Source organism: Flavobacterium soyae, assembly GCF_045348165.1.
In the GTDB taxonomy this organism is placed as follows: Bacteria; Bacteroidota; Bacteroidia; order Flavobacteriales; family Flavobacteriaceae; genus Flavobacterium; species Flavobacterium soyae.
In genome coordinates, this window is the sequence record NZ_CP150845.1 from 4,114,000 (window position 1) to 4,127,035 (window position 13,036).

Here is a 13,036-nt window from a genome sequence, read left to right on the forward strand (position 1 = left end):
AAATCTCCAATCTTTGTCGAGTTTCGAGTGTGATCCTTCGTTCCTCAGGATGACAAACTGAACGTTATAATTGCAACGTTTTAACGTAGAGACGCACAGCAGTGCATAACACACAGTATGGACAATTGGGGCGTAGACGCACTGTGGTGCGTCTCTACAATAAAAATTCGTTAACAAATCTTCGCGTCTTTGTGCCTTTGTGGCAAACCATCATTTACTGAAATTCGAAATTATCCAGCATTAATCCCTTCAAATCATCACCTTCCAATGTAATTTTATACGTTCCTGCGTTAATATAACCCCCAGAAGTTGTATTCAAAATCTTCCATTTTTCAGGTGATGGAAAAAACTCAATCGTATCATTTCGCATTAAAATTCCGTACGCATCTTCCATTTTGAATTTCACTTTCATCGGAGTTTCATTTTTATTCATAAATCGAAAACGCATTAAATAAATTCCAGCAACTCCGGGTTTTACTTCAAACTCTATGCTGTTGTTTGTCTTTTTTGTAAACTCGATATAATCAGCTTTTTTGAAATTTCCTTTCTCGATTCCTGTTCCCGTTGTTTTTGTCTTTTCTGCTTCTATAATTACAACAGATCTTGAATCGTCTTTTTCTCCCATGTCATAAGTTGGAACGACAGCAATTGTGTTTATGTTTTCCGAATTATCAAAAAGAACCTTCTCGCCTTTCTTTACTTTTTTAGTGAAAACATCAAACGAAATTCCATTGTTGTTTTTCGCTTTTTCCTCTATTTTTTTATAATCCGAAAGCCCTTTTAATGTCTTCTTTTTATCGTCAACTAAAATATAAACTGTCGATTCTTCTTTAGCAGTAAACGAACCATTATTTTTAGAATGAGAAGAAAACTGTAAATAATCTGCTCCAAAAACCTCAGAAGGCAATTCGGTAAAAACAACATCAGAATCAGAATATTGTTTTGAATTAATATCCAGCCATGAAGCTATTCTGTTGGTTTTATCATAAGAATCTAAAAGCAAATTCTGAATGTTTTTTAAAGATTCTGAAGCTGGTCTTGCATGAATATCTTTTGTTGCAATCGCAATCGCAGAAATAATCGCTTGTGAAGCTTTTACATTTGGAAACGAAATCACAATTTTTCCATCTATGCTTTTTACTTTGAATGTTTTCTTCAACGCATTATCATGTCCTGCTTCTGCCCAAATATCGAAATCTTTTAAAACAACATTATCATTGATGGCAACATCAAACAAACGCCACCCTTTGCAATCCATTCCACCACCAGTTCCGTACCAAGGTTCTGTGAAATATAATTCTACTAAATATTCTCCGTCTGGTGCAGGAAATTCGTAACGCAATTTATCAACACCATATCTAAAACTTTGAAATAACTCAGAATCTTTTGTGCCATTAATTGGATCAAAAGTAGTTCTTTGACTGGCAAAAAAATCAGGCAGCTTTTCAAAATTATCTGTCCATGATAAAGAGCCCCAAGTATTTTGTCCGTTCTTATGAGTATCCGTTAACCAAGTATTTCCAGCAGAATCTGTCAATTCAGAACCTCCGCAATTTACTCTGTAAATATAATTATACCCGCTTTGGGCTTTTGTAATATCAGTTTTATCAGATGTTAAAGCATCAAAACTTGGTGCTTTTGGAAAGTTATTTAAAACAATATAATCTTTAGCAACAGCTTTTCCGTTTACATAGCCAACAGCATACAAAACATTGTACTGAATATTGACATTATAGAATTGAAAATGCTGTCCAATTCCTGGATTTTTTAGTTTTCCTAAAGAAGTTTTATTGACATCATTAAACAATTCTACTTCGTCACAATTGGAATAAATATCGATTCCGTTTTTGATTCCCGGCTTTTCCCAACGGCTTGGCCAAGTATGCGAAACGATATACACCATCGGATTGGTTTTGTTCGAAACATAGTTTGCGCGGTACATATAAAACGCATCCAGAGGTTCGCCCCAAATCGTAAAAAGTCCTTTGTAATTTACCGGACCAACTTTATCAATATCTCTAAATCCTTCTCCATTTTGTACTCTTCCCGGATTTTCATGTGAAGCAAAAAGCCAGTTGAATTGTCCCGCAATTTTATCTCTAACCGATTCGGCTTCACGAACTTTAATTTCCATTAATTGAGAAAAACGATTTTCGCTCAAAGTTCCTTTTTGGTCAAATTCTCCTTCTGTATGCAAATCGGCTGAACGCCAAGCGCCGTATTCTCCGTTTAATAACTGAGTGGTCATTTCCAGATGGTATTTTAACGGATCTCCGCCATACGTTCCCGACCAGTTTTGAACGACATTCCAATCGGTTCCTTCTCCGCCATTACAAGTTGTTACAATCCTTTGAGAAGCTGATAACGGATCCATTTCTCGGATAATCTGCGTGCATTCTTCAGCAAATTCTTTCGGAATCGTACTTTCATTCTGCAATCCCCACATGACAACAGATGGACTATTTCTTCGTTCCTTAATCCATTCTCGTAATAAGGTTTTGAAGTTTTCTTTAAACTCAGGCGTATCGTACCAAATATGTGCTGAAAACTGACTCCAAAATAAGATTCCGTTTTCGTCTAATTCTTTTTGATATAATAAATTATGAGGCTGATGCGCTTCTCTAAAAGCGTTAAATCCGCCTGCTTTGATTTGTTCGATTCTGGAATGAATCATTTCGTCTGAAAACGAATGACTTTTTCCAATTAAATGTTCGTATTCGCAAACGCCGTTTATAAAAACAGGTTCGTCATTTATGAAAAAACGATTGTCTTTTCCATCACGGCTAACCGGCCAGCTTACCCAGCGAATTCCATAAGGCGTTGTTAACTGATCGATTATTTTTCCATTTTCATAAATTGAAGTCACCAATTTATACAAATACGGATTGGATGGCGACCATAATTTTGGATTCTTAATCTCAGGAAGTGTCTGTGCTATTTCCTTTGTTTCTCCCGAATTTATTTTTTTATCGCTTTTATTGATAGCAACTTTCTTTCCTGAAGCATCCAAAAGGATATTTTCGACAATTAAGTTTCGTTGTGAAGTGCTGTAATTCTTGATTTCTGTAGTGGTATGAAGAATCGCTTTTTGTTTGGAAACCGATTTGTCGTTCCAAATATGAACGCCAAACGGCTGAATTCTAACATCGTTTGTAATTACCAAAGAAACTGGTCTAAAAATTCCCATTGGCTGAGAACCTTCAGAAAATCCCCATTCTCCAGAACAGCCTCCGCAAACCCAAGGCAAATCGGCAATAAATGATGGATGTGATGCTTTTACTACAATTGTATTTTCTTTGTCGAAAGAAACTGCTTTGGAAATGTCTAAAGTGAAAGTAGTTCTTCCGCCTTTGTGTTCGCCTACTTTTTTACCGTTTATCCAAACCGTTGCATAAGAACTTACACCTTCAAAATAAAGAAAATGTTGTTTTGAACTGTCTTTTTTATCGAGTTTTAGTGTCTTTTTATACCAAGCAGTACCATGCAAATTTCCATGTTTTGTTCTTCTGAAACCATAATACTGATCCCAATTGTGAGGCACACTAACCTTTTGCCAATTGGAATCAGTTTTTGGATTTTCTACAAAATCTTCTTCTTTCAGCGGAAGATTATCCAGTATTACGGTTTCCCAAGACGAATTCAGTGAAATTTCTTTACGAAACTTCCCCGAATCTTTGCTCTGACTCCAAACAAAGCAAAGACTTGAAAAAAAACAAAAAATAAAAAAAACTATTCTATTCATATTTTCTATGTCCTGCAAGGTTTTCAAAACCTTGTAGGTTTACTTTTAACGTCCATTTATAATACCTACAAGGTTTTGAAAACCTTGCAGGAACGCATAGGCTAATAAAACAACCAATCAATAGCTGCTTTTTCTCCTGCATTGATATACCCAACATCACGTGGTGTTATGGTTTGATCTGCGTCGATGAAACCTAAAATTAATACTTTTCCTTTACCTAAATCTAATTTATTCTCACCCGGCTGAAAAGTATAAGTATGAATGTTTACACGTGGCAAATCTTTCAAATTCATGGCACTTGCCAGAATCACTTCGGCTTGACCGTGCGCATTTCCTGCTGCATCTGTCTCCAAACTTGGTGGTAATAAGAATCTCTTCTGATCTGAATTGAAATATCCTACCACTAATTTAACCGCTTTTGTGTTTCTAAACTTCAAATGTGTTCCTTTTTCATTTTGATCGTTTTCTACAAATGAGAATCCTCTTAGGTTTTGAAGTTCAGGAGCAATTTTAGTTAACTCCGAAATATCTGTTCCGTATACTTTTGTTCCCGTTTTTACTAAATAAGTTCCTGGCTTTTCATTGATAAAAGTTACTTCGACAGGTTTCCACGGTTTTCCTTCTTTGGTTTCAATTTTTCCGTCTTTTGAAGATTTTAATTTCTCCAAATTTCTTTTAAAATTAGCTAATTCACGCTCGTAATGCGGTAATAATTCAGCCCAGGTTTTGTTGTTTCCGTCGTCTCCTCCAATTGGGATTCTGCGTTGAGCGGTCTGCATACTGTTGGCATAGTAATACGTATCTTTCGTCAGGTTTACCAATAATTCGTAATACTCGATACTTTTCTCCAAATGAGGCATCGCTTTGTCTAAATCGGTAATATCGTTTGAATAACTGTATCTTAAAACCAATAAAGCTGCTTTTACTTTTTCTGAGAAAAAATCGGCGAAAGCCTTATAAGCATGGATATCATTTTTAAGACGTCCAAATTCTTCTTTGTCTTTCGTTACACTTGCTTCTGCTTTATCAATGGCTTCAACAGCTAATCTTCCGTGTTCAGTAATTTCAGCAATAATCTGAGTAGGAAGTTCTCCTGAATGTGGTTCTTTGTTCCATTCTTTTTTGGCATATTCTAAAAGTAATTCGCCCGCTGGCCCGCAAGATTCATGGAATCCAGGATAAACTCTCCATTTTGACGGATTCATCAATTGGCTTTCGAACATTCCTAGCAATAAAGTTTGACGGTTTCCTTCTGTGATTCCGAAACGTCTTAAGGTTTTTGGAGCAATCTCTCCAGTTTCTTCGTAAGCTTTTAGAATGTTATTTGCTGCTTCTTGAGTTGTTCCGAATTTCGCAGCTAAATCATTATCCCAATATTTAACTTCTTCGTTTCGATCTCTTTTACTGTCCCAAGCGTATCTTGCCCAAGCTTTGTACCAAATCCAGTCACGATCCATTTCTAATAAACGTTCTCCTGATTTTGTTTTATCTGCCGAGTAAGGCCAATCCCAATAAGATGCCTGCGGATATAAATGTAGCGCATTTGCTCCATGAACACTATGCATCGCTTTAACCGTTTTTTGAATAAAATCTGGAGAACCATATCTGAAAGGCTCTAAGTTTGCCAAAATATGAACATTTTCAATATGAATTGATTTTAAAGCACTTAATTGTTTATGCGTTTCTCCCCAAGGTCCACCCGGCGTATAAGTCGTTAAAGATTCTCCTGTATATTTGCTTTCTGTATATAAGTTTTTATATAATGGAAGTGATTTTTCCATTACCAAAGGCCCGTCTGTATCGTGAGAACGAAGGATAATTGGCGGTTCTTCTGTTTTTCCTAATGCCTGTAAACCATCACGAACACCCGGAATAATCGTTTTGGTAAACCATTCTACATCATCATCAACGGTATTAATGGCTTCGCCCAAACAAACCATTAAACCTACGTTTGGATATTTTTCGATAAAAGCAGCAATAGATTTTCTGGTATAATCTGAAAGTAACGGTGTAATTGGACGCGAACGATCTTGAGTTTTAATATTGTAATGTTCTGCAAAAGGTTTAGAAACAATAATATTGTAAAACATCTGGATTACCCAGATTCCACGTTTGTTTGCTTCAACGGTTAAGAATTTATAGATTTCTTCATTCTTTTTGAAATCTTCGTCGCTTACTTCAACAGCAAACGGATATTCTTTTAGTTTTACCAAAGAAGCAAACGGATGTCCGTTCCATAAATACAAAGAGTTCATGCGGTTTTCTACCAACATATCTAAGTATTTAATCCAAAGTGCTTTATCATAAAACCAAGGAAAAGTTTCTGGCGTATACGGATATTCGTAAACGTCACGTCCTGGAAGATAAACTGGTTTCTGCATTCCGATGCAAGCTCCTCTCAAAACCATTTCTGGACTATCATCAATATTGATTTCTGATGGAAGCTGACCTGAAGTTTTAATGCGATCTGCCAATTCAAGCGCGCCGTACAATGTTCCGCTAGCATCTGTACCTTCAATATAAATTGCATTATTTTGAGTACGAATCTGGAAACCTTCTTTCTTCGTTAATTTACTGTCATCAATTTTAGCACTTTTAGCATTTTTCTTCCAGAAATCGGTTCCTTTCTCTCCAATTACAATTACTTTATCCTTTGATTTTTTGAATTTATCAGAAGAAGTTACACTGAATCCTTTTGCTGAAAGCATTTCAGATAATTTGGCTGCTCCAAACTTTGCTCTAGGCGAACTCGGATCACTTACAACTGTGATGTTCTGCGCTGTCGCGAAAGAGACGTAAAGACATAAAAAAAGTAATTGTAAATATTTCATGGTATTTTAATTTTATTCATTAAAAATCCCCATCTAGTTTGTCATTTCGACGAAGGAGAAATCACACTCGGGAATCGACAAAGATTGGCGATATACTTGGCGGAAATTCTAATGTGATTTCTCCTTCGTCGAAATGACAAAAGTGAGATTTTATTCTTTAGCCACAGATTAAAAGGATTTTCACAGATTTAAAAAATCATTTTAATCCTTTTAATCTGTGGCTATAAATTAATTCTGGAAGATCTTTTTCAAATAAGCTACGTTTGCTCCGTAATTAGCTTTTACATTATGCACTTGCGTTACATCACGAGAACGCTCTACAATTAGCCATCCGCTCCATTTCATTTCGTCCAAAGTTTGTTTGATTTTTGGCATGTCGATCGCTTTGTCATTTTCTAACCAAAACTGATCGGTATTTGAAGCGTGAATCTGCGCCAAATATTTCTTTCCTAATATTTTTAATTCGGATGAAATATCTCTTTTATTATCTAAAGCATTTGCAAAATTGAAAGAGCTTTTAATGTATTTTGAACCGACTTCATCTAAAAGTTTTTTCTCTTCTGTAGCACTCAAAGAAGTTTCAATAGCAATAACTCCTCCAATTTTACCGACTTCTTTTCCTGCCCATTGCAGTCTTTTAATTACCTCTGGACGCAATTCTGGATTTTTAACCAAATCGGTTTGAGTTCCTAACGGAAGATAAGCCACTTTTACATTCATGTTTTTCATTGCCTGAATACAATCCGTAATCATTGGTGTGATTTCTCTTGTGGCAAAAGACTGCGCATAAAATCCAGACATCGCAATCGAGCTGATTCCAACCCCAGTTTCTTTCGATTTATCTAAAAACTTTTGTCTCTCAACTGGGTCGCCCAATTTGCTGTCAAAAGTTGGTCTAGTTCCTAAACCTCCCATGTCTAGTTCGATTCCGTCAGCTTTTATTTCAGCAGCCAAACCAAAAGCACCTAATTTTTGTCTTTTCAAAATCATCCAATCGCAAACTGCCACTTTGTATTTTTGCTTTTTGTTTGAAGACTGAGCCGTTACACAACTATTGAATGTTGTCGATACAACAATAAGCATTGCAATAAATAAATTTCTTTTAGATTTCATGGTTATATTTTTTTGCCACTGATTAAAAGGATTAAAATGATTTTTTTTCTAATCCATCCATCTCCAAAATCTGCCAAATCTGCGAGAGTATTTTTTTTCACGCAGATTTGGCAGATTGAGCAGATTTTTTTTAATCCATTTAATCCTTTTAATCTGTGGCTATATCTTTATTACTCTTCTTCCGCTTTTACAGCTGTAACTACTTTACCTTCTTCACCCGGCCAGATTCCGTTTTTGATTGGAAGCGCAACCAGTTTACTCGGATCAACTTTTACATATTTCAGCTTTTCTCTTCTCCAAGTATAAACGATATGAACCATTCCGTCTGAGCTTTGAATCATTGAAGGATAAGAATACTGACTGATTTTTGAATCTTCTAAAACCAAAGCGGCATTCCAATTGATTCCATCTTTAGAAACCGAAACATTCAAAGGTGTTCTTGGCCCTTTCGCTTCTTTTCCTGGAGGCAAAACATGATTGTAAACTAACAAATGTCTGCCGTCTTTAAGTGTAACAGCATCAGTTCCTGAGTTGTTATTTGGAAGTCCTATTAACTCTACATCCGACCAAGTTTTTCCGTTGTCTTTTGAGAATGTACTAAAAATAGCTCTGTTTCTTGTTCTTCCGATAGCCTGAATACTTCCATCTTTATGAAATAAAATACTTGGCTGGATTGCATTGATTTTCTGTTTTCCTCTCGGAAGCGTATCGCCCATTACCCAAGTTTTTCCAAAATCTGGAGTCGATTCCATACGAAGTCTCCATCCGTCGCCTTCAATACTTGACGGGCACAATAAAGTTCCGTTGCTTAATAAAACTGGTTTATTTTTGATTGGCCCTAAGAAACCGTCTGGCATTTTTTGAGCTTCAGACCACGTTTTTCCACCATCAGATGAAGTTCTGATTACGCCCCACCATTCTGATGGTTTTGGTCCTATTTTGTAGAATAACATTAAATCGCCACCCGGAATTTGATACAAAACCGGATTCCAAGTTGGTAATCTCGGCCCGTCTTTCATGACACCGTCGGCAACTTTTACGCCTTCGTTCCAAGTATCGCTTCCTTTTGGTTTGATGGCTACATAAATGCAAACATCAGGATTTCTTTCGTGCGTTCCTCCAAACCATGAGGCAACTAAATCACCATTTGTAGCTTCGACAATTGTAATGGCGTGACAAGACGGATAAGGTGCTTTATCGTAAACAAATTGATCTACTAAAATTCCTTCTTTCCAAGTCTTTTTCTCTAAAGCCGATTTACAGCTTCCTAAAAGGAAAAGTCCAAACAAGACAAATGCTAATTTTGCTAACTTCATTCTTAATTAAATTATGAATTATTTTTTTTGACTATAAATACATACCCAACATTTTTTTAGGTAAAAATATTTAATAAGTGTAAAAATAACACCAAAAAATTAACAATGCATCCTGTACTGTCCCGAATTATTAAAAATGCAGATTATTTAACGCTAATAGCAAAATTTCCTGACGAAAACGTAATATCCGAAATCTCATTTATTTTTTTATTGCATCAAAGTAATATTTCTAAGAGTTCATTTTTTGAGAAAAAAAAATATTATTTCTTCCTAGGTAAAGTCTTTTTCTCGTCTGCAGGAGGCAAAAAATTCTCATTTGTCACTACATTTTTGCCCGTTTGCTGTTCCAGTTCAACTCTTGCATTTTTTGCCACTGCTCCACCCTTTTTGCTTGCCACTGCATTTTCGATTATTCCTTTTGCTTCATCGTTTTCGGCTATTTGTCTTGTTGAAAGTTCAGCCAGCGCAGTAAAAATAAGTTCAGCCTCGCTCATGTGATCTCTAAGATTTTGTGACTTTAAGCCTTTTGCTTCTTTATGTTCTTTCACTGAAAGACCAGTCCATTCCTGATGAATAATATTAGTTAGAATTGCAAATTCATTTTTCTCTTCAATACCCGCTTCTTTCCAATAATCAGTTAGCTTATTTCGGGTTTCTTGTCCCATCATGCGTTGCTGAATCCACTTTTCGCTTCTTCCATGTTGTTTCCAGTTTTCTCTCGCCCGATCAATGCTTTGCACCGGATCTTGAATTTCCTGAATACGTTCATAACCAACTTTTGCTAGCCATTGTTTAAACGGTTCAGCTTTAGGAGATGGAATGGATTGTACTATTCTAAAAATATTCTCAACGTTGCCTGCCAATGTTTTACGCTTTTTCCCATTAGTCAGCATTGTTACCTGGGGACAATTTGTCCCTATGTAACTTCCAAGTTCAACATCTCTCTTTCTGATTTTTTTTAAATAATCTGTCGGGTTTTTAGAATCTGTTAATGCCTCAACAATATCCACTATAGAAAAATACCAAATTTCATTATCGGTATCATAATGGCTTCGTACTTTTTTATCTTCAAAAACTTTAATGGCATCCATGAATTACTTTTTACAATAGTCTACAATAGTACGAAAAAACTTCCTTATTTTACACTCAAAACATAGGAACCCGATGGTAATGTTACAACAGTATTATTATCCGTTTTAATAGAAGTAGAAAATTGAGTTAACTTTTGCTTATTCACTGTTATTGCTGAAACATTTGTTGTTGGTAAATACACTAAAGCTGAAGCATTTGCAGGAATCGTAATATTCCAAACCAAAGCTTTTTTATCTTTTTTCCAATCACTTTTTATCAATCCGTAAATCGATTCATATGAAGCATTTACATAAGTCAATCCGGCATTAAAATCTGGTTTCATGATGATTTGTTTGAAGCCCGGAGTTTCTGGATTGCTCTTGATTCCTGCCATATTTTCGTAATACCAAATCAATAAATCACCTAAAAGCATGACGTGGTTTTGCGAATTCATTGCTGGATCTGCGGTGTTTCCGTTCCAAAGTTCCCAAATGGTCGTGGCACCGTTTTCGACCATATAACCCCAGCTTGGATAGGTTTTGTTTGATGCTAATTTGAAAGCCAAATCGCCACGTCCAAAATTGGTTAAGGTTCGCATTAAAAACTGGGTTCCAATAACACCTGTACTTACATGGCCATTTTTTGTTACTTCCACTTCATGCACCAGATTTTCGAAAACTTTTTGCTCTAATTCTTTTGCAACCATTCCGAAAGTTAAAGGCAGTAAATTGGCCGTTACTGTATTATTGGCGTAACCATTTTTTGATGAATTAAAATATTTAGCGTTGAATGCTTTTTTTATTCTTGAAGCTAATTCGTCATAATGTTTAATATCATTTTGCGAATTGGCAATCACAGCAAACTTTTTCATGATATTTAGAAGCTGATAATAAAACGCGCTCGAAATCAATTCACCATCGGTTAAACGAGAAGGATCTTTGGAACGAATTAATTCCAAGGACTCTGGCGGAACGCACCAATCGCCGTATTTATCTTTGGTCATGATATCATCAACCAGATAGTTTTCTTCCATATAATCCATCCATTTTTTCATCGACGGATATTGTTTTTCAACCACTTTTTTGTCTCCAAACTGCTGATAAAGCATATCAGCGACCGTAATATACGTTCCCGGCCAAGTTACATTATCGCCATAATAACGCCAGAAAGCTGGTGCCACATCTGGAATTCCGCCATCGATAGTTTGCGAGTTTTTAATATCATCTAACCATTTTGCATATAAAGTCTGATTATCAAATAAGAAACTTTCTCCATAAGCTCCCGTTGTTCTGTCTCCCAACCAAGGCTGACGCTCATTTCTCTGCGGACAATCGATTGGCATTCCTTTATAATTCCCGCTGATTCCCCACCAGGCATTGTTAAAAATCTGATTCATAATTGGGTTTGAAGAATCGAAAGTTCCTGTTGTGGCGATATCATCGTAAACGACTTTTCCAACGAAATTTTCTAAAGTCGGTTTGGTTTTAAAACCCGAAATTTCAACAAATCGGAATCCGTGAAAAATAAAACGAGGTTCCCAAATTTCTTCTCCTTCTCCTTTTAGAGTATAAATATCAGTTGTTTTGGCATCACGTAAATTCGCAATATATAACGAACCATCTGGCTGTAAAGATTCAGCAAATTTCATGGTAATTTTATCGCCAGCGTTTCCTTTCGCTTTCAACTGTAGCCAGCCCACCATATTTTGTCCCATATCTAAGATATAAGTTCCTTTTGATGTCTGTTTGATCGAAATCGGTTTTACTTCACGTTTAATTTTCATATTCGCCGACATCTGCCCTTCGTAAAATCCGCCCGGTTCCTGAACATATTCTGCCGAAAGCCATTTTTTATCATTGAAATTAATGGTATTCCAACCTTTCATTTCTTTACGGGCATCGTATTCTTCGCCATCATATTCGTTGTTGGATAAAATCGGACCATCGGTTGTAATTTTCCAAGTGTCATCTGTTCTAATCACATCTTTACTTCCATCTGTATATTCTACAAACATCTGCAAAGCCATTTTCGGATACCCAAAAGTTTTGATTTTGTAAGGTTTATAATCCTGACGCATGGTAAAAAAACGTCCATTCCCTAAAATGGTTCCCAATGCATTTTTTCCTTCCTGCAATTGCGAAGTCACATCAAAAACATTGTATTTTACATTCTTGGTGTAATCCGTAGGAACGGGCGCTAAAACCTGATCGCCAATTTTATTTCCGTTAATATATAACTCATACAAGCCCATTCCCATGATATAAACCTTGGCACTTTTGACTTTCTTTTTTAAGTCGATTTCTTTTCTTAAATATCTGGCAGATAATCGAGAATACTGCGAAACAATATCTCCCGGAGACGTTTTTTCGTATCCAATCCAGCGAGTTGATTTCCAATCTGCATAAGTTAAAATTCCGATGCTGAAATATGCTGTTTCTTTTGATTGAGCCTCGCCTTTATTCGTAAAAACCGTTACTTTCCAGTAAACATCTTGTCTGTCTTTTAGCTTTTTTCCACTATAAATTACATTTACAGAAGCGTCACTTTGTACTTTTCCGCTATCCCATAAATCTCCGTTCCCGGCATTTAACTTTTCTAAACTTGAAGAAGCTGTTATTTGATAAGCCGTTTGTTTTACATCATTTATTTCTGCTTTAATTTTCCAGCTTAATCTTGGCTGCAGAACGTCAATTCCTTCCGGATTGGTCAGCATTTCGCATTTTAAATCGCTCACAATGATTTTGTTTTGGGCTTTCGCCGAAATTGTGAAAAGTGAAATGATTAAGGTAAGATGTAAAAAAAACTTTTTCATGATTTTATTTTATTGTCTTTGTGATAATTTTTGTTTCACGCAGATTTGGCAGATTTAAGCAGATGTTCACAGATTTTTATTATCATTTTACAGATTAGATTATACATCAAAAAATCTATTCTAATCTGCTAAAATCTGTTTAAAATCTGCG

6 protein-coding genes are annotated in these 13,036 nt (G+C 35.9%); all 6 read right to left on the bottom strand.

The window, feature by feature from the left end; genetic code table 11:
• Positions 1-214 precede the first annotated feature (214 nt).
• The 6 genes from AABD74_RS17565 to AABD74_RS17590 all read right to left on the bottom strand — a co-directional run bounded on the left by AABD74_RS17565 (position 215) and on the right by AABD74_RS17590 (position 12,885).
• Positions 215-3,742 carry a malectin domain-containing carbohydrate-binding protein gene (locus tag AABD74_RS17565; protein WP_406843737.1) on the bottom strand — a complete coding sequence of 1,176 codons (3,528 nt, stop codon included), beginning with the start codon at positions 3,740-3,742 and terminating at the stop codon, positions 215-217.
• Between the two features lie 101 nt (positions 3,743-3,843).
• Positions 3,844-6,573 carry a glycoside hydrolase family 20 zincin-like fold domain-containing protein gene (locus tag AABD74_RS17570; RefSeq protein ID WP_406843738.1) on the bottom strand — a complete coding sequence of 910 codons (2,730 nt, stop codon included), beginning with the start codon at positions 6,571-6,573 and terminating at the stop codon, positions 3,844-3,846.
• A gap of 228 nt (positions 6,574-6,801) precedes the next feature.
• Entirely contained in the window at positions 6,802-7,686 is an 885-nt protein-coding gene (locus AABD74_RS17575) for a sugar phosphate isomerase/epimerase family protein (RefSeq protein ID WP_406843739.1), read from the bottom strand.
• Positions 7,687-7,856: 170 nt separating this feature from the next.
• Positions 7,857-9,002: an exo-alpha-sialidase gene (locus tag AABD74_RS17580; protein WP_406843740.1), complete on the bottom strand. Its 1,146-nt coding sequence runs from the start codon at positions 9,000-9,002 to the stop codon at positions 7,857-7,859.
• 260 nt (positions 9,003-9,262) lie between these two features.
• A complete protein-coding gene (locus AABD74_RS17585; protein ID WP_111376745.1) occupies positions 9,263-10,093 on the bottom strand; it encodes a BRO family protein in 831 nt (276 codons plus the stop codon).
• A 44-nt stretch (positions 10,094-10,137) separates the two neighbouring features.
• Positions 10,138-12,885 (bottom strand): glycoside hydrolase family 78 protein, encoded by a 2,748-nt coding sequence (locus AABD74_RS17590; RefSeq protein WP_406843741.1) that lies wholly within the window; start codon positions 12,883-12,885, stop codon positions 10,138-10,140.
• Positions 12,886-13,036: the final 151 nt, after the last annotated feature.